At 71.2% G+C, this 18294-nt stretch carries 16 protein-coding genes; 11 read left to right on the top strand and 5 right to left on the bottom strand.

Going from position 1 to position 18294, the window contains the following annotated elements:
• The first annotated feature begins 190 nt into the window (after window positions 1-190).
• The 3 genes from ACZ4VT_RS04560 to ACZ4VT_RS04550 are packed head-to-tail and all read left to right on the top strand — an operon-like array spanning window position 191 to window position 4307.
• A complete protein-coding gene (locus ACZ4VT_RS04560; protein WP_467946552.1) occupies window positions 191-1018 on the top strand; it encodes an FAD binding domain-containing protein in 828 nt (275 codons plus the stop codon).
• Complete coding sequence (locus ACZ4VT_RS04555) at window positions 1015-3843, top strand: molybdopterin-dependent oxidoreductase (RefSeq protein ID WP_467946550.1); 2829 nt, start codon at window positions 1015-1017, stop codon at window positions 3841-3843. Before ACZ4VT_RS04560 ends, ACZ4VT_RS04555 begins: the two co-directional genes overlap by 4 nt.
• 35 nt (window positions 3844-3878) lie before the next feature.
• Window positions 3879-4307, top strand: coding sequence for a molybdopterin-dependent oxidoreductase (locus tag ACZ4VT_RS04550; RefSeq protein ID WP_467946548.1), 429 nt, complete (start codon window positions 3879-3881; stop codon window positions 4305-4307).
• 7 nt (window positions 4308-4314) lie between these two features.
• Here the strand turns inward: ACZ4VT_RS04550 and ACZ4VT_RS04545 are convergent, their stop codons facing one another.
• The 3 genes from ACZ4VT_RS04545 to ACZ4VT_RS04535 all read right to left on the bottom strand — a co-directional run bounded on the left by ACZ4VT_RS04545 (window position 4315) and on the right by ACZ4VT_RS04535 (window position 6759).
• On the bottom strand, window positions 4315-4734 hold the full coding sequence (locus ACZ4VT_RS04545) for a TOBE domain-containing protein (RefSeq protein ID WP_467946546.1): 420 nt from the start codon (window positions 4732-4734) through the stop codon (window positions 4315-4317).
• A gap of 369 nt (window positions 4735-5103) precedes the next feature.
• Window positions 5104-6162, bottom strand: a complete 1059-nt coding sequence (locus ACZ4VT_RS04540) for a vWA domain-containing protein (protein WP_467946544.1) — start codon at window positions 6160-6162, stop codon at window positions 5104-5106.
• 42 nt (window positions 6163-6204) lie between these two features.
• Window positions 6205-6759 carry a TetR/AcrR family transcriptional regulator gene (locus ACZ4VT_RS04535; protein WP_467946543.1) on the bottom strand — a complete coding sequence of 185 codons (555 nt, stop codon included), beginning with the start codon at window positions 6757-6759 and terminating at the stop codon, window positions 6205-6207.
• Between the two features lie 684 nt (window positions 6760-7443).
• Between ACZ4VT_RS04535 and ACZ4VT_RS04530 the strand changes: the two genes are divergently transcribed.
• On the top strand, window positions 7444-8085 hold the full coding sequence (locus tag ACZ4VT_RS04530; protein WP_467946541.1) for a DUF4142 domain-containing protein: 642 nt from the start codon (window positions 7444-7446) through the stop codon (window positions 8083-8085).
• 9 nt (window positions 8086-8094) lie between these two features.
• Complete coding sequence (locus ACZ4VT_RS04525; RefSeq protein WP_467946540.1) at window positions 8095-9474, top strand: DUF1996 domain-containing protein; 1380 nt, start codon at window positions 8095-8097, stop codon at window positions 9472-9474.
• Window positions 9475-9729: 255 nt separating this feature from the next.
• Here the strand turns inward: ACZ4VT_RS04525 and ACZ4VT_RS04520 are convergent, their stop codons facing one another.
• Window positions 9730-11019: a PucR family transcriptional regulator gene (locus ACZ4VT_RS04520; protein WP_467946538.1), complete on the bottom strand. Its 1290-nt coding sequence runs from the start codon at window positions 11017-11019 to the stop codon at window positions 9730-9732.
• 604 nt (window positions 11020-11623) lie between these two features.
• On the opposite strand from ACZ4VT_RS04520, the gene ACZ4VT_RS04515 reads away from it, so the two are divergent.
• The 5 genes from ACZ4VT_RS04515 (at window position 11624) to ACZ4VT_RS04495 (ending at window position 17391) form a co-directional block, all read left to right on the top strand.
• Window positions 11624-12436 carry a hypothetical protein gene (locus tag ACZ4VT_RS04515; RefSeq protein WP_467946536.1) on the top strand — a complete coding sequence of 271 codons (813 nt, stop codon included), beginning with the start codon at window positions 11624-11626 and terminating at the stop codon, window positions 12434-12436.
• 29 nt (window positions 12437-12465) lie between these two features.
• Window positions 12466-13881, top strand: coding sequence for an NADH-ubiquinone oxidoreductase-F iron-sulfur binding region domain-containing protein (locus ACZ4VT_RS04510; protein WP_467946534.1), 1416 nt, complete (start codon window positions 12466-12468; stop codon window positions 13879-13881).
• A gap of 136 nt (window positions 13882-14017) precedes the next feature.
• Window positions 14018-14983: an SCO0930 family lipoprotein gene (locus ACZ4VT_RS04505; RefSeq protein WP_467946832.1), complete on the top strand. Its 966-nt coding sequence runs from the start codon at window positions 14018-14020 to the stop codon at window positions 14981-14983.
• A 142-nt stretch (window positions 14984-15125) separates the two neighbouring features.
• Entirely contained in the window at window positions 15126-15677 is a 552-nt protein-coding gene (locus tag ACZ4VT_RS04500; RefSeq protein ID WP_467946532.1) for a hypothetical protein, read from the top strand.
• A 142-nt stretch (window positions 15678-15819) separates the two neighbouring features.
• A complete protein-coding gene (locus ACZ4VT_RS04495) occupies window positions 15820-17391 on the top strand; it encodes an alpha/beta fold hydrolase (protein ID WP_467946531.1) in 1572 nt (523 codons plus the stop codon).
• 47 nt (window positions 17392-17438) lie between these two features.
• On the opposite strand, the gene ACZ4VT_RS04490 is transcribed toward ACZ4VT_RS04495, so the two are convergent.
• Window positions 17439-17894, bottom strand: a complete 456-nt coding sequence (locus ACZ4VT_RS04490) for an SRPBCC family protein (protein WP_467946529.1) — start codon at window positions 17892-17894, stop codon at window positions 17439-17441.
• A 24-nt stretch (window positions 17895-17918) separates the two neighbouring features.
• Between ACZ4VT_RS04490 and ACZ4VT_RS04485 the strand changes: the two genes are divergently transcribed.
• Window positions 17919-18161, top strand: coding sequence for a hypothetical protein (locus ACZ4VT_RS04485; protein ID WP_467946528.1), 243 nt, complete (start codon window positions 17919-17921; stop codon window positions 18159-18161).
• Window positions 18162-18294 lie beyond the last annotated feature (133 nt).

Here is an 18294-nt window from a genome sequence, read left to right as displayed (position 1 = left end):
ATTCGCGAGGTGAATAGAGGCTGAGCCATCGTAAATGCTAGGCGAACCACGCGGTGAGCCTCTTGGTTGATTCTCCAGAACGACCCCCGGCCGCCTCGTTCCTTTCCGTGGCCGGGACCAGTCGTTTCGCCCCCGATGCCTTGCTTCACTGGCGAAAACCCCCTGTGACCGGAAAGGCCGGTGGCGCGAATTGGACCTCAACACAGTGCTCGACGTACGCGACGCGCGGCGCCGCGAACCCTGGCGTCCCGGCGACGCCTGGCTCGGCGGCGGTACGTACCTCTTCTCCGAGCCACAGCCGCACATCCGCCGCCTGGTCGACCTCTCCCGGATGGGCTGGCCGCCCCTGTCCTGGCAGCCCGACGGCTCCCTCGACATCGCCGCGACCTGCACCATCACCGAGCTGTCGCGGTTCGCCCGGACCCTGCCGACCACCGCCGCCCCGCTCTTCGAGCAGTGCTGCCGCGCCTTCCTCGCCAGCTTCAAGATCTGGAACATGGCCACGGTCGGCGGGAACCTCTGCAACGGCCTGCCCGCCGGCCCGATGATCTCCCTCACCGCGGCCCTCGACGGCACCGTCCTCCTCCAGGGCCAGGACGGCGCCACCCGCCGCCTCCCGGTCTCCGACTTCGTCCTCGGCGCCGGGGTCAAGGACCTGAAGGACGGCGAGCTGCTGCGCTCGGTGCGGCTGCCCGCGCGCGCCCTGGATTCCCGTACGGCCTTCCGGCAGGCCTCGCTCTACGGGCTCGGGCGCTCCGGCGCCCTCGTGATCGGCGCGTCCGACCCCGCCGACGGCTCCCTCACGGTCACGGTCACCGCGGCCACCGCGCGACCCTTCCGCTTCTGGTTCGCGCTGCCGCCCACGGCCGCCGAGCTGCGCGAGGCCGTCGACGAAGCCGTCCGGCCCGAGGAGTGGTTCGACGACATCCACGGCCTGCCCGCCTGGCGGCGGCACATGGCGCTGCGCCTGGCGGAGGAGATCCGTCGCGAACTCACGCCCGAGGAGGCTTCCCGATGAGCTACGAGATCGAGATCAACAAGCAGCGCTTCGAGGAGGAGCCGCGAGCGGGCCAGTGCCTGCGCACCTACCTGCGCGAGCGCGGCTGGTTCGGCGTGAAGAAGGGCTGCGACCAGGGCGACTGCGGGGCCTGCACCGTACACGTGGACGGGCAGCCGGTGCACTCCTGCCTCTATCCCGCCGTCCGCGCCGAGGGCCGCTCGGTGACCACCGTCGAGGGCCTGGCCAAGGAGGGCGGCGAGCTGCACCCCGCCCAGCGGCAGTTCCTCGACGCCCAGGGCTTCCAGTGCGGTTTCTGCACCGCCGGCTTCCTGATGACCACCGCCGCCCTCCAGGCCGAGCAGGGCACCGCCCACGACGACGGCAAGCTCGACGACCTCCCGCGCGCCTTCAAGGGCAACATCTGCCGCTGTACCGGCTACCGCGCCATCGAGGACGCCGTGCGCGGGGTCAAGCACACCGAGAGCCCCTGCGCGGGCCAGGCGGTGGGCAAGAGCATCGGCGCCCCCGCCGGACCCCAGGTCGTCACCGGCACCGCCCGCTACACCTTCGACGTCGAGGTACCGGGGCTGCTGCACATGAAGCTGCTGCGCTCCCCGCACCCGCACGCCCGCATCCTCTCCATCGACACCACCGACGCCCTCCAGGTCCCCGGCGTGCACGCCGTGTTCACCCACCACGACGCCCCCGACCGGCTGTACTCCTCCGCCCGGCACGAGCATCCCACCGAGGACCCGATGGACACCCGCGTCCTGGACGACGTGGTCCGCTTCGTCGGCCAGCGCGTGGCCGCCGTGGTCGCGACGAGCGAGCAGGCCGCCGAGGAGGGCTGCCGCCGCGTGGTCGTCACGTACGAGGAACTCCCGTACGTCGTCGACCCGGAGGAGGCCATGCTGCCGGGCGCCCCCGTCCTCCACCCCAAGGGCCCCGAGTCGGGGATCTTCCGCGCCGAGAACAACGTGTGCGGCGAGGTCCACCACACGATCGGCGACATGGAGAAGGGTTACGCGGAGGCCGACGTGGTCTACGAGGAGACCTTCCACACCCAGCGCGTGCAGCACGCCAGCCTGGAGACCCACGGCAGCGTCGCGTACTTCGAGCCCAAGGAGGAGGGCGACGGCGAGCGCATCACCGTCCGCTCCTCCACCCAGGCGCCGTTCCTGACCCGGCGGGCGCTGTGCGCGCTCTACGACCTGAACGAGGACGAGGTCCGCGTCGTCGCGGGCCGCGTGGGCGGCGGGTTCGGCGGCAAGCAGGAGATGCTCACCGAGGACATCGTGGTCCTCGCCGCCCTGAAGCTGCGGCGCCCGGTGAAACTCGAATTCACCCGGGCCGAGCAGTTCCACGGGGCCACCACCCGCCACCCCTTCAAGATCACCATCAAGATCGGGGCCAAGGCGGACGGCACCCTCACCGCGCTCCGCATCCGCGTGCTCTCCAACACCGGCGCCTACGGAAACCACGGCCCGGCCGTCATGTTCCACAGCGTCGGCGAGTCCTTCGCCGTCTACAAGGCGCCGAACAAGGAGGTGGAGGCGTACTCCGTCTACACCAACGGCGTACCGGCGGGCGCCTTCCGCGGCTACGGCCTGGGCCAGGTCCTGTTCGCCCTCGAATCGGCGATGGACGAGCTCGCCCTCAGGCTCGGCATGGACCCGCTCGTGCTCCGCGAGAAGAACGTCATCGGCGCCGGCGACCACATGGTGACCCCGATCGGCCACGAGGAGGACCTCTTCATCGCCTCGTACGGGATGAAGCAGTGCATGGACGTCGTCCGCAAGGCCATCGCCGAGGACCGCAGCCACGAGGACGTGCCGGAGGGCTGGCTCACCGGCACCGGCTCGGCGGTCGCGATGATCGCGACCGGCCCCCCGGGCGGCCACTTCGCCGACGCGTGGGTCAGCCTGCTGCGCGACGGCACGTACGACATCGCGGTGGGCACGGCGGAGTTCGGCAACGGCACCACCACCGTCCACAAGCAGATCACCGCCGGCGCGCTGAACACCACCGTCGACCGGATCACGGTCCGCCAGTCGGACACGGACGTCGTCCGCCACGACACGGGCGCCTTCGGCTCGGCCGGCACGGTGGTGGCGGGCAAGGCCGTGATGCTGGCGGCCGGTTCCCTCGCGGAGCGCCTCCAGACCTTCGCGGCCCGGCACACGGGCGTCGCCCGCCACCTGTGCACGCTGGAGGCCGAGGCCTTCGACTGCGCGGGCCGGACCGTGACCCTCAAGGAGCTGTACGAGGCCGCGTACGACAAGGGCAGCCTCGACGAGATCGCGGCGGACGGCCACTGGGGCGGCTCCCCGCGCTCGGTCGCCTTCAACGCCCAGTGGTTCCGGCTGGCGGTGGACCCCGGCACCGGCGAGATGAAGATCCTGCGCAGCGTGCACGCGGCGGACGCCGGCAAGGTCATGAACCCGATGCAGTGCCGCGGCCAGGTGGAGGGCGGTGTGGCCCAGGCGCTGGGCGCGACCCTCTTCGAGACGGTACGGGTGGACGAGCGCGGGGAGGTGACCACGGCGGCGTTCCGCCGCTACCGCCTCCCGCAGTACGCCGATGTCCCGCGCACCGAGGTGCACTTCATGGAGACCTCGGACGCGATCGGCCCGCTGGGCGCGAAGTCCATGTCCGAGAGCCCCTTCAACCCGGTGGCCCCGGCCTTCGCGAACGCCCTGCGCGACGCGACGGGGGTGCGGTTCACGGAAATGCCGGTGACGCGGGACGTGGTCTGGCAGAGAATGCAAGCCCACGAGGGGGAAACCTCGCACAAGTGCAAGCCACATAGTGAGATAGGGGCGGCAGATGCGTTTCCACGATGACGAAGTCCGGGCATCGGACCCGTATGGCCAAACTCATGTTGCACGGAGACCTGGACCACCCGGCGACCCTGAGCGTCGCGGACCTGCGGGAATGGGCCCAGTACCGCATGGAGGTGGTGTTCGACTGCGCCACCAACGGCCCACAGCACCATGTGTTCGAGGGCGCGCTGCTGCGTGACGTGGTCGCGGGGGCCGGCCCCGCCTTCGACGCGCGGCGGCGCAAGGACCGCTCGCGGTTCCTGCTCGCCGTCAGCGGCGGGGACGGGCACCACACCGTCCTCGCCTGGGCCGAGCTCGACGAGGACTTCGGCGACAGCCCGGTGCTGCTCGCCACCCGCCTCGACGGGGAGGACCTCGACGAGGCGGGGGCGCAGCTGGTGGTCCCCTCAGACCGGTGCGGGGCGCGCTACGTCAGCGCCGTCACGCACGTGTGGTTCGGCGCCCTGGCGGCGCCTGACCTCTGACCGTGGATCAGGCGGTGGCGAGGGAGATCTCGGTCGACTTGATCAGCGCGACGACCGGCGAGCCGGCGGACAGCCCGAGCGCGTCGACCGCGTCGGCGGTGACGGCCGCGGTCAGGTGACCGCCGTTCACGTTCACCTTCACGGCGGCCATGGCCGGGCCGGTGGCGACGTCGGAGACCGTGCCGGTGAGCTGGTTGCGGATGGAGATGTTCTCGACCGGGCCGGTGGCCAGGGCCACCTCGGTGGCCTTGACGAGCGCCTTCACACCGGAGCCCGAGCTGAGGCCGAGGTCCTTGACGGCGTCGGCGGTGATGGCCGCGGTGATCTCCTGCCCTCCGTCCAGTCGGACCTTGACCGTCGCCATGGCCTCGCCGACGGTGACGGCGGTGACGGTGCCTGCGATCTGGTTGCGGATGCTGAGCGTCATGAAGGTTCGACCTCTTACCTGGACGTGTCGTGCGGCCCGGAGGGGACCGCCCGAGACCGACCGTAAGCCCCCTTGATCCGGCGCGCGCGGATCCCCTCGCATCCGCCGGCGGGAACCACCCTCCCGGCTGGCGCCTGCCGGGGGGGAGCGCCGTCGGCTCCGCCCGGCCGCGCCGGGCCGACCGACTACACCTGCTCCTCGCACACCCTGATCCCGGCGGGCCCGAGCATGCGGAGCGTTGTCCGGGCCGCCCGCGCGCTCGGCCCTCGCGCCCATTCCTCGAATGGTCGGGTGAGGTCCAGCGTGAACATCGGAGAGCCGTCGAACGCGTGGGTTCCGTATGGGAACAGAAGGCTTCTCGCCTTCCTTTCAGAGCATGATGAGCAGACGGGTCTTCGGCTTGAGCTTCCTGTTCACCGAACGGCTCTGCACGTAGACCTCCAACTTGGGATTTCGGCCCGCCTTTACCGAGACCGTTCCCTGGATTCCCGTGCCGAAGAGAAGGCTACGGGCGGCGTCGCCCGTGTAGGCGCGGTCCGTGTCCTTCTCGACGACGATGACTTCCTTGTCGGGCTGGACCTGGACCCGGGTGCCCAGCTGGTAGTAGCAGGATCCGCGTTCGTACGTCACGCCCGGGTGCGAATCGACGAAGGACCGGATCTCGACCTCCGTGTCGACCTTCAGGAGGCGGTACTTGTCGGCCGGGACCGGTTCGAGGTTCGCCCGGACGTCGTCGACCGAGATGTCCTGGCCGACCGCGAAGAGGTTCTTCGTGCCGCGCACGCCCTGCTCGCGCCCTCGGAGGAAGCTGGTGGCGGCGGCGCGTACGGTGCCGATCGCCTCCTCGACGCCCTCCTGGGAATCCGCGTCCCAGATGGCGATGTTGCCGGCCGGGAAGCCGTAGTTCTGCGCGGTGCGCTTCGCCAGGGAGTTGGGGACCAGGATCGCGGAGGTCCAGTGGCCCGGCAGGGCGCCCATCTTCGCCGCGATCCGGTCGAGCCAGGGGCCGAGGATGGTCATGTCGCCGTCGTGCCGCCGGTCGCCGCCGGAGGCGTTCTCCTCGCCGTCCGTCACCACGATCTGGAGGAAGCTGTGCTCGCCGTACTCCTCCCAGATGTGTCCCAGGTCGTCCAGGGACTTCACGGAGGCTTCGATCAGGGCCGTGGCGCCATTGTTGACCTTGTACAGGCCCCGCATGGACGGAAGGTGCTTCACGTCCATGTCCCAGACCAGATTCTCCACCCTGTGGTCGAAGGAATAGAGGCTGATCCGGGTCTCGTGACCGAGGCTGTCCGATTCCGCCTTCAGGCCCGCCACGAACTCGTCCACGACGCGAATGAGTTGACTCTGGTGCTGGTGCATGGAACCTGAACTGTCCACTACCAGCGCGACGTGGTTCACCTTGTGCTGGATTTTGTTGGCGGACATCTCTGTGCTCCTTTTCGAGGCTCCCCGAGTGATGTATCCACACTATGGGGAGGCACTGACAACGGAGCTTGACGGAACATCACCCGGCGCCCAGGTCAGGCCCGCCCCGGCGGTGATCGCCTGCACGGTGCGGGCCGGCGCCGCGACATCCGTCCCGGCGCGCAGCTCACCGCTGTCCGCCGCCTCCGCCAGCAGCTCCTCGACCGCCCGCCCCTGGGCCTGGTGCACGGCCAGGGCGTGCTCGTAGAGCTGCGGATCGGCGAGGTCCATGCAGAGGAACGCCCGATGATGGGGGAAGGTCTCCGGCGTGTCCATCCCGGCCACCGATTCCGCCGTGAGCGCCGCCAGGGCTCCGAGCGCCGAGGCGTGCTCCCGGCGCACCCGGCCGGCCCGTTCACCGGTGTCCTTCGCGGACTGGTCGGCGAGGGCCAGGAGGAGGGCGCGCTTCGATCCGAAGGGCTGCACGAGGGTGCCGGGCACCAGCCCGACCTCGCGCGCCACGGCGGCCAGCGTGAGCCCGGCCGGCCCGACCCGGCCCATGACCTGGGCCGCGGCGCGCAGGATCACCGCGTCCTCGACCCCTCGGGGACGTCCCACCAGCGCCACCCCCTTGTGTCCGCGCTGCTGCCGCGGGCCGCGCTGCGGGACAGCGAGGAGCCGGCGAGCCGCGCCGGGGCAGCGAGCTCTCCGCCGAGAGCCTCGCGCACCGGCTGCGCCTCGATCCGCCGCCCGGGGCGGACCGGCCCGCTCGCACCGGTCGCGTACGAGGCGATGAACCACGCGGTACAGCCCCGGACGAAGCTGCTGCGGCCGGGACTCGACCTTGCGCCCCCGCCCGGCCCCTGGCCTACTACGTGAACGAGGAGGAAGTCCCGCAGTCCGGCTCGCGGTTGACGGTGGCGTTCAACCGCACCCGGGGCCGGGGCGGCCAGGCGGTCGGCTGCTCGGCGCCCGCCGCGGCGCGGGACGCGGGGAGGACTCCGGCGGCCTGGCCTTCGACCACCTCGTGGACACGTCTGCCCGCTGATCCGGGGCCGCGGCCCGCCGGTGCGCGGGCCGGGGCAAGATAGCAGCCCTTCGCGGGACCGCCGGGATGTTTGTCCGATGGTGATGTCCTCCCGCAGTCGCGCCACGCCTGCACTAGCGTCCCGTGACACCCCCGGGAATGCGGGTGTGCACCGCACGGCACGTGCGGCCCCTCCTGCCCCGCCACTTTCCCGGCCCATGGAGCGAGGAGGCACAGTGCTGTCATTGCGGCGGAGATCCTTCAGCAGCTTGTCAGTGGCCACGAGATACACGATCGGAAGCGGTGTCGTCATCACCGCGCTTGCCCTCACCCTGATCGCCCTGCTGATACCCGTGGACCGATTCGGCAGCACCGCCTCGGCCGCCGTCGCGGGTCCGGCGGCGGGCGACGACGACGGCGGCGGGACGATGAGCACGGCGTACGGGCCGCTGACGGCCGCGGACCGCGACTTCGTCCGCAAGGTACGGCTCGCCGGGCTGTGGGAACTGCCCGCAGGACGGCAGGCCCAGCAGCGCGGGTCGCGCCCCGCGATCCGCACGGCCGGGGAGCACCTCGTCGACGGCCACACCGAGCTGGACCGGCAGGTCATCCAGGTCGGCCAGGCCCTCGGCGTCGATCTGCCCAACCAGCCGTCCGCGCAGCAGCAGGACTGGCTGGGCCAGCTGACCCGCGCCAAGGGGGACGAGTACGAGCGATTGTTCGTCCAGCTGCTGCGCCGAGCGCACGGAAAGGTCTTCGCACTGCTGGCCGGGATTCGGGCGCAGACCCGCAACTCCATGGTGCGAGCCCTCGCCACGTCCGCCAACGCCACGGTCCTGGACCACATCACGGTCCTCGAAGACAGCGGACTGGTCGACTTCGACACGCTCTCCGACAATGTCCGAACGACGAAGTGAAGTGATCGCATGAGTCAAAAGGGCCACAAACGCCCCCGGTTGTCGAACAAGCTCCTGGCTGTGGTGTCCGCCCTCGTGCTGGGCGGTGGCGGGGTCGCCATCGTCGCCGGGAACGCGTCCGCGGGCCAGGAGGGCGACCGCACGACGAAGCTGGCGGCCACCATCGACTGTCCCGACGTCGGGGAGAAGCTCACCGCCGTGCCCGACCAGGCCAAGACCGAGGTGGACGAGGGTCTCGCCAAGCTGGACGACCAGGTCGCCGACGCCTACCGGCGGCTCGCCGCCGGCGAGGCGAAGGGCGATGCCCTCCTCGGTGAGCTCAGGCAACAGCGGGACAAGACCATCTCCGGCATGGCCGACGCGATCGGCCGCGGTGGCCAACCCCCGCAGGACATAAAGGCGTTGGGCGGCTGCACGATGAAGGAGGCGCCCGTCGCGAACGACGCCGAAGCGGGCGGCGGGGGCAATCTGAGCGCCGCCGCCAAGAGCGGCGCCGGCGGGCAGAAGGGCGGTCCCGCGAAGAGCGATTTCGTCAACATCACCAAGGTCAAGCCGAACGTACGCACCCCCGCCGCCGCGGGGAACGCCTCCAAGGGGTCCTTCAGCTCTCAGTGCGGCCGCAACGAGAACGGCCACTTCAACCCCGACAACGTGATCGTCGCCCCCGGTGTCTCCAACGGCGCCCACCACATGCACGATTACGTGGGCAACGAGACCACCGACGCCTTCTCCACCAACGACAGCCTCGCCGCGTCCGGCACCACCTGTGGGAACGGCGACCAGTCGAGCTACTACTGGCCCGTACTGCGACTGCGCGACGGCAAGACGGAGCGGGACGCCAAGGCTCCCGGCGGCGGCCAGGACGCCAACGTCGGCACCATCCTCAAGCCGAAGCAGGTGTCGATCACCTTCAAGGGCAGCCCCGTCGGCAAGGTCACCGCGATGCCCCGATTCCTGCGCATCATCACCGGTGACGCCAAGGCCCTCACGAACGGCAACGCCAACGCCAACGCCTCGTGGAGCTGCACCGGCTTCGAGAACCGCCAGTTGAAGGACAAGTACCCGGTCTGCCCCAAGGGCAGCGACGTGGTGCGCACCTTCACCTTCCAGAGCTGCTGGGACGGCCGGAACGTCGACAGCGCCAACCACCGGACACACGTGGCCTTCCCGGACAAGAACGGCCGCTGCCAGCAGGGCTTCAAGGCCATTCCGCAGCTCGTGATGCGCCTCACGTACGGGGTGGCGCCGGGTGCCCGCATCGCCGTGGACAGCTTCCCCGAGCAGCTGCACAAGCCGGTGACCGACCACGACGACTTCATCAACGTGATGTCGAACGGCCTGATGAACAAGGCCGTGAGCTGCATCAACGAAGGGCGCACCTGCCGCTGACCCACCCTGGTCCGTACCGGTCCGGTTCCCTCGGGATCCGGGCCTGTACGGGCCCTTCCGCTCCCGGGCCGGGCGCTCCTCACCCCCACCACCGCGCCCGCCCCGGGAAAGGTGTTGGCCCGGAGCCGACTTCGGGCCAACACCGCACACAACAGTCCGGCCCGGCCCCGTGACGACGGGGCCGGGCCGGACTGCTTGCGGTGCAGAGGCCGTTCAGAGCCTTTCAGAGGGCTTTCGGGGGCTGTCAGGGGGCTTTCAGAGGCCGTTGACACGGGCCATGCGCCCGACGACGACGGGGGTGAAGTCCGCGGTGATCACGCGCGCCGCCCTGCGGGTCACGCGCGAGTGCTGGCGTCGCACCTGGGCCATCAGCCGGCGACTGCGCAGGGCCATCTCCAGTTCGAAACGGGTACGGGGGTCGCGCAGGCCGGTGCCGAAGAGCTTCTCCAGCTGGCGCATCCGGTAGCGCACGGTCTGCGGGTGCACGCTCAGGGCTTTGGCGGCCTCGGGGGCGCCGCCGCCCTCCAGCCAGGCGAGGAGGGTCACCTCCAATCGCTCGCTCTGGCGCGGGGTCAGGTCGGCCAGCGGCCGCAGCCACCGGGCGGCCAGCGCGTGGGCGAGCGGTTCGTCCTGGAGCAGCAGCAGGGTCGAGAGGTGGTCGTCCACGAACACGGCCCGGAGTTCCAGGCCCGGGCGGGCGGGCGTCAGGGCGAACAGGCGCAGTGCCCAGCGCAGCGAGGAGGCCGTGTCCCGGAGCGGGACCGCGTGGCCCACGGCGGCGAACCGGCCGCGGAGCAGCTGGTCCAGAGGCGCGCGGGTGTCCGGGTCGAGACTGGGCACCAGCAGGCAAGGCCGGCCCGCGAACGTGCCGGTGAGGGCGTCGGCCAGTACGGCGGCGAGCTGTTGGGCCTCGACGGGCGAGGCCGGCACGATGGCCCGTACGGCGGGCGGGAGGGGCCAGCCGGCCGCCTCGGCGAGCTCGACGAGGGAACTCTCGGAAGCGGCCCGGTCGTCGGTGAGCGCCTTGAAGAGATCCTCGCGTGCACGGTCACCCGCACAGTCACCCGCGCGGCCGCCCTCACGGACGCCCTCACGGACGCCCTCACGGACGGCCTCGTAGCGGCCTTCGTGCGTGACCTCGCACTCGTCGTTCCTCTGGAGGGGGATTCCGGCCTTGATCCGGGCACTGGTCCCGGCCTTGGTCTCGGCCCCGACTCCAACCGTGTCCATGTCCATGTCCGTGTCCGCGATGTCGTCCTCGCTCTCGTCCGGGTCCTCGTCCCGGTCCTGGTCCTCGTCCTCGTCCGGTGTCTGTTCCCGGGTTTGCTCCTGGTAGCCGAGCGCGGTGAGGAGAGCCTCTTCCACGCACTGCCTGAGCAACTCGTCATCGATGGCATCGTTGTCATCGATAAGTGCGGAAAATTCCGGAATTCCATGCAGAAGCTCCTCCACTATCTCGGCGGCCAGCGCGGGCAGTTCTTTGCGCAGGACGCGGGTCCACTCGCCACGCGGGCGGGACCAGATGCGGTTCAGAAGTTCGCACATCGTTTTCCTCGTTCGTGCCGGGGTGAGGCTTGTCCGGGGAAGAGCGACAAGCCCGCCGAGGTTGCCCCTCGCGCCAACATCCTTGTCTGGCACGGGAGTTGCGGCCCTCGTACTCCCTCCTGGAGAGGTCCGGCCACTTACGGTCCCGTAATTTTGCAGCGATTTTGCCGTCCGGGACGCGTAGGTGACAGGCGGCGCGGTGGCCAGTCGCAACCTCCGCTGGAGGGGAATCTTCCGGTGTTGTTCGATGCGTCGGAGACGCGGTGCGAGAAATTATCACGTTTCGATAAATCCTGTGGAGCTGGTGTGCAGCTCCACGATGCTGCTGCACTCCGGCCCCAAGTTCCCTCGGCCGGCGCGGAGTTTCACAGCGCTGCCGGGCACAGAGGACACAACGACCCCCGGGTGCCCGAGCGCCAGGTGGAGTGCTCGGAGCCCAGGCGCACAGGAGAACTGGATGCCCCTGCCCCAGCCTCACATGTCCCGCTCACACAGAGCCCGCCGCAGAAGCCGTCACGCGGCAGCGGCAACGGCTCCGGCCGCCGGCCGGAGGGCCGTCCGGCGGCCTTCCCTCCTTCCCACCGCGGGCAGACTGCGCCCCGGGGTGATCAGCGCCGCCGCCGCGGCCGTCGTCTCCCTCGTCGTGGCCGCCCGCGCGGGCGCACTGACCCAGCTGTGGGACTTCCTCGACTACGGAGCCGGCGTGCTCTCGCTCGTCTCGCTCACCTCCACCGTCCTGTGGGGGCTGGTGGCCAGCGACCGGCTCCTGCTGGGTTCGGGCCACCGGCTGCTCGCCCAAGGGGTGCACCGCGGCCTCGCGGTGGCGGGGCTGGGATTCCTGGCCCTCCACATCTGGGTCAAGATCGCGGAGCAGCGTACGACGGCGGCCTCGGCGCTGGTGCCGTTCACGGACGTCGGCCAGCCGGTCCTGATCGGACTCGGCTCGCTGGCCGGATACCTCTTCCTCGCCGTGGCGATATCCGGTGCCGTGCGCAGCGCGTTCGCCACCAAGGGCCGCTCCCTGTGGTGGCGGGCCCTGCACTTCGGGGCCTATCCCGCCTGGGGCGCGTCCCTGGTGCACGGGCTGAAGGCGGGCCGGCCCGCCGACGTCTGGGTCACGGCGGCCTACGCGCTGTGCCTGGCCGGTGTCGCCGGAGTGCTCGCGTTCCGCCTCAAGTCCCGTATGAACGACGTGACGTCCCGGCCGGCCGGCCCACAGACCGCGGCACAGCCGTCCGTCGTGCTGGCGGCCGTGCCGCGGCCCAGACGGGGTACGCGTCCGATCGCCTCCGACCGGCCGGCGCCGCCGCCCCGGCCCGACGACCCACCGCGCGCCGCCGTGTACGCCCCGAGCCGGGCCGGCGGCGGCCTCGGCGCGGACGGCGAGCAGGTCGCCACCGGGGACCGGTGGCTGTGAGCGCCCTTCCGACCCCCAGCCTGGGCTGCGTGGGCGCCCCCAGGCTGCTGGCCGGGCTCGACCAGGCACCCAGGCTCGACCGTGTCGCCCATCTGACCGCGCACGGCTCGCTTCCCCGGTACCGGCCGGACGAACTGGTCGACCTCTCCGACAACATCGACCTGCGGGGCCGCGGCGGGGCGGGCTTCCCCTTCGCCCGGAAACTGCGCGCCGTCATGCGGTCCGCCCGGGGCGGGGACGGACAGACCGCGGTGGTCGTCAACGGCAGCGAGGGCGAGCCGAGTTGCCTCAAGGACACCGCGCTTCTGCTGCACGCCCCCCATCTGGTGCTCGACGGAGCCCTGCTGGCCGCCGCCGCGATCTCCGCCGAGGACGTCGTGGTGGGGGTCACCCGGACGGACGTGGAACAGTCGGTACGGGCCGCCATCGCGGAACGCGGCCCGGCCGGCCGCCGGGTGCGGGTGGCACTGCTCCCGGAGCGGTTCGTCACCGGAGAGGGAACCGCCCACATCAACGGCCTCAACGGGGGTGACACGCTGCCGTCCGGACAGAAGGTGCGGACCAGCGAGCGGGGCCTGGGCGGCATGCCCACCCTGCTGTCCAACACCGAGACCTACGCCCAACTCGCCGTCGCCGCACGGCTCGGCGCGCTGGACTACCGTACGACCGGCCTGCCGAGCGAGCCGGGCACCGTCCTGCTGACCGTCGCCGGCACCACCGTCGTCGAGACGCCGACCGGGGCCGCGCTCTCGTACATCCTCGACCTGTGCGGCACCGATCCCGGCCAGGGCGTACTGGTCGGCGGCTATCACGGCAAATGGCTCGATCCGGGGTCCGCCCGCGCCGCGGAGGTGTCCCGGCAGTCCCTCGACTCGCTGGGCGCGCGGCTGGGGGCGGGGGCGGTCCTCCCCCTGCCCGAGGACACCTGCCCGGCCGGCGAGGTGGCACGGGTGACCCGCTGGATGGCGAACGAGTCGGCCGGCCAGTGCGGCCCGTGCGTACGGGGACTGCCCTCACTGGCCGACGTACTGGAGGACGCGATCCGAGGAGGGGGCAGGACCGCCCTCGACATGGTGGAGGCGCGGCTCAAGGCGGTCCTGGGCCGCGGCGCCTGCAGCCATCCCGACGGCACCTCGCGCTTCGTGGCCTCCGCGCTCAGCGTGTTCCCGGACGAGTTCCGGGACCACGCCCTCGGCAGCGGGTGCGGCCGACGGGTGCTGGGGGCGCTGCCGCTGCCCGAGGACGAGAGTCCGGAGCGGCTGGTCGTGGACTGGACCCTGTGCAGGGGCCACGGCCTGTGCGTGGACATCCTGCCCGACGTCGTACGGCTCGACGCGGACGGCTTTCCGGCGCAGGCGTCGATGCCGGTGCCGGGGCGGCTGCGGCCCAAGGCGCTGCGCGCGGTGCGGCGCTGCCCGGCCCTTGCCCTGCGCATCCAGGACTGAACCATTGCGCCGGGTTCAATCTTGGCGCGATCTGACAAATTCCCAGGGAATTCCGCTTCGGCCGTCCGGAGCCCCGTATCAATTACCGGGGGCAAGAAAACGCGCAACCGAACCTGAAGGAGAGATCGTGAAGAGGATGCGTCGTGAGATATTCGCCGGGTCGGCGGTCGCGGTACTGATGCTGACGGCCGCCTGCGGCACCGGGGACAATTACTCGGGAAAGGGGACATCAGTCCAGCCGGTGGGCGACAGCAAACAGGTCGGGAATGGTTACGACGACGTATACGGAAGCGGATCCGGGGCCGACCCGTCGGGTACGGCCGGCAAGAACGGCCCGGCCGGGCAGCTGAAGGCACAGGAGATCGGGACGGTCGGTTCGGGCGTCACCGACAGCGAGGGGTTCACCCTCTACCGGTTCGACAAGGACACGCCCAAGCCCCCCAAGTCCAACTGCGAAGGGGACTGCGCCACGGCCTGGCCCGCAGTGGCCGCGGACGACGTCTCGGCAGGTGAGGGCATCGACAAGAGCCTCCTCGGCTCGGTCGCCCGGGCCGACGGCACCCGGCAGCTGACGCTCGCGGGATGGCCCGTGTACCGCTACGCGAAGGACGCCAAGGCGGGCGACTCGCTCGGCGAGGGCGTCGGCGGAACCTGGCACGTGCTGGGACCGGACGGGAAGCCGGCCGCTCCGGCCAAGAGCGGCGGCGCGGACAGCGGGACGGGCGGCGCGGCCGAGAAGACAGACGAACTCAGCGTCAATCAGAATGCCCAGCTCGGCCCCATCATCGCGGACGCGGAGGGCCGGACGCTCTACCGGTTCGACAAGGACAGCGCCTGGCCCATGAAAATCGGCTGTGTGGACGGCTGCACGGACACCTGGAAGCCCGCAGAGCCCGTGGACAAGGCAAATGTGACCGGAATTGCCGCCGAATTGGTGGGCAAGGTGAAGCGACCCGACGGCACTGAGCAATTGACGATCGACTGCTGGCCTGTCTATACGTTCACCGGTGACAAGGAACCCGGGGACATCAGCGGCCACAACAACAAGGGCCTCTGGTTCGCCGTCACCGACAAGGGCAAGAAGGCGAAGGTCACCGGCTAGGACCGGATCGGGACCGGCCCGGCCCCACCCGGCCCGGCGCCCCGGCACACGCCCCGCCCTGCCCGCCCCTCCACGCGTGGTGCCCGGGACCCCTCCCCACCCGGGCACCACGACCCCGTCCCGACCAGCCAGAGAGGTCGCCATGCCCTTGTCCACCGACCGCCGCACCCGGCGGACGGGCCCGCCACGCGCGACCCTCGCCGCACTGTGCCTCACGGCCCTCCTGTGCGGCGGCTGCGGCGCCGGACAGGCGGCCACGCACAGCACCTCGGCGTCCGCGGAGCAGAGCTCGGACTCCCCGCGCGGCACCTCGATCGAGGAGATCGCCGCGGCCATCGGCTGCACCGCCGAAGTGAGCGTGGAGGCCGATGAGTTGCGGCAGGGGGGCTGCGAGACAGGACCGGCCGGCCCCTACCGCATCGTCACCTTCGCCGCCCAGCAGGGTCTGCACTCCTGGCTGACCGAGGCCCGGACGTACGGCGGCCTCTACCTGGTCGGAGACCGGTGGGTCGTCACCGCGGGGACGGAGGACGCCCTGGCGGTGGTGCGCGGCGTGCTCGGCGGCGCCCTGGAGAAGGGCGACACGCACGCCGGGCCCTCCGAGCACACCGGCCCCTCCGAGCACGCCGGATCCCCCGAGCGCGCCGGATCCTCCGGGCCCTCCGCACACGCCGAGCACTCCACCCGGCCCTGAACCCCCGTGGCGTGTCGGCCAGTTGACCTGATTTCCGCTCGTTCGTGAGGAGCACAAGGCACGACCCTTCGGGATGATTCGGGAGGGCCTGCGCGTGCAACAAGGTGGAGCCGTAAGCGACTTCACCGAAAGGAACGCCTTCGTGCTCCTGAAACGCTTCGCACCACTGCTCGCCGCCGCCGGACTCCTCGCGTCCACCGTGCCCCTGCTCTCGGCGACCCAGGCATCGGCCGCCCCCGCCGCGGACCACCTGCGGCAGAAGCCCGCCTGGCACCGTTGCAGCCCCGAGCTGCCGGCCTCGTACGAGTGCGCCACGCTCAAGGTGCCGCTCGACTACCGGCGTCCCGACGGGCGCACGATCGACCTCGCCATATCGCGGATCAAGAGCGAGAACCCGGCCAAGCGGCACGGCGCCATGCTGCTGAACCCCGGTGGCCCCGGCGGTTCCGGGCTCGACCTGCCGCTGATGATGCACGAGGCGATGCCCAAGGAGGTCCGGGACCAGTACGACCTCATCGGCTTCGATCCGCGCGGGGCCGGCGCCAGTACCCCGATCACCTGCGGACTCGACGAGGCAGAGCAGAACTTCGACCGCGCCTACCGTCCGGAGACCTTCGGCTCCGACGTGACGTGGGCCCGCACCGTCGCCGACAAGTGCCGCGAGAAGGCCGGTTCGGTGCTCCCGTACATCACCACCCGCAACACGGCGCGCGACATGGACACGATCCGCGCGGCGCTGGGCGAGCGCCAACTCTCGTACCTGGGCTACTCGTACGGAACCTACCTCGGCGCGGTCTACTCACAGATGTTCCCGGACCGCACGGACCGCTTCGTGCTCGACAGCGGTGTGGACCCGCGGCTGATCTGGCGCGGCATGATGCAGGTCTGGGCCACCGAGGCCGAGCCCGCCTTCGCGCGGTGGACGCAGTGGGCGGCGCAGCGGTCGGCGGAGTACGGGCTGGGCGACAGCCCGAAGGCCGTGTCCGAGACGTTCTGGGGGCTGGTGGCGCGCGCCGACAAGGAGCCCATCGACCTCGAGGGCCTGAAGGTCGACGGGGACATGATCCGTGCCGCGCGCGGGGTGTTCTTCTACCCGGCGCAGGCCACCCCCCTGGTCGCGGCCCTGAAGGCGGCGGCCGAGGGCAGGCCGCTGCCCGAGGGCATGACCCTGACGGAACTGAAGCGGCTGCTGACCGGCGGCGCGGCGGCCGAGCCCGCCTCGGACAACGGCACCGCCGTGTTCTGGGCCGTGGTGTGCGGGGACACCGGCAGCTGGCCCCGCTACGCGGAGCAGTACGAGCGGGACGCGGCGAAGGACAAGGCCAGGTACCCGCTGCACGGGGACTTCGCGTCCAACATCAAGCCGTGCGCCTTCTGGGACCGGCCGGTCGAGGCGGCCACGCCGATGAACAAGAAGGCGAACGTGCTGACCGTGCAGAACGAGTGGGACTCACAGACCCCGCTCGTCAGCGGCCAGGGCCTGCACCGCGCGCTCAAGGGCTCGCGGATGGTGCTGGCGGCCGGCGGTGAGGGTCACGGCGTGTACCTCGTCGACCCCACCTCCTGCGCCAACGCGCCGGTCCACGCGTACCTGACCACGGGCAGGCTTCCTGCCGGGGACGTGACCTGCCAGAACCCGCCGGGCGCGCAGCAGCGCGGGGCCCTGGCCCCGTCGAAGCCGCTGCCGATCCCGTCCGGGCCCGGGCGGTTCTGACCGGCCTGACACCGGCCTGACGCCCGCCTGACACCTGCGGCGGACCGCTACCGGTTCGTGGGGGACGCCTCCGCGGCCGCCTTGATACGGCGGCCGAAGTCGGGGGCGTCCTTGCGTGCGGCGCCCGCCGCGAGGCCCACGAGCAGTTTGCCGATGCCGTGGCCGTGCAGGGTGTTGAAGATCCGGACCCGGGTGCGGCCGTCGGGGAGGCCTTCGAGGTCGTAGCCGCCCTCCGCGGTGATGAGGTTCTTGCTCTGCTCCGTCCAGCGGATCAGGCGCGGCGGGTCGAAGCCGTCGATGCGGAACTCGCGGGCGGTCTTCATCCCGGCGTCCTTGACGGTGCTGCGGAAGACCGTGCCGAGGGCAGTGGGGCCCTCCGGGATCCTGGTGATCTCCTGGACGCGCGGGCTGAAATCAGGGTCGTTGCGCCCGTCGGCGAGGTAGGCGAAGACCTCCTCGACCGGCCGGTCGATCTCGACGCTCGCCTCGAACTGTCCGGACATGTCGGCTCCTCGGTGTGGCTACCTGTGATCCACCATCTCAGAACGCCCTCCCTCGCGCGCGCCGACCGGCCGGTCGCGGTCAACGTGTCCCGCACCGTGCAGGGCTCCGACGGGCTGCTGTTCAAGGGGAAGGTCAGCACCAAGGGGCACGACGTCACCGCGGCGACCGGTGGCACGCACAAGTGCGACGGCACCAACGGCACCCCGACCCCGGTCGGCGGCTGCCAGTTCAAGCTGAAGGCCGGCGACGAGGTGGCCTTCACCTGAACCTCGTTCTGACGGAGCGCCCCCACGACAGGAGCGGGGGGGGGGGGGGGGGGGGGGGGGGGGGGTGCTGGGGGGGGGGGGGGGGGGGGGTTTGTTCGCCAAACCGAACACCCCACGCGCTCGCCGCCCCACC

Source organism: Streptomyces sp. NPDC029164 (assembly GCF_055563995.1).
Note: the sequence above shows the minus strand (reverse complement) of the source record. Positions and strands in the feature narration are given on the sequence as shown.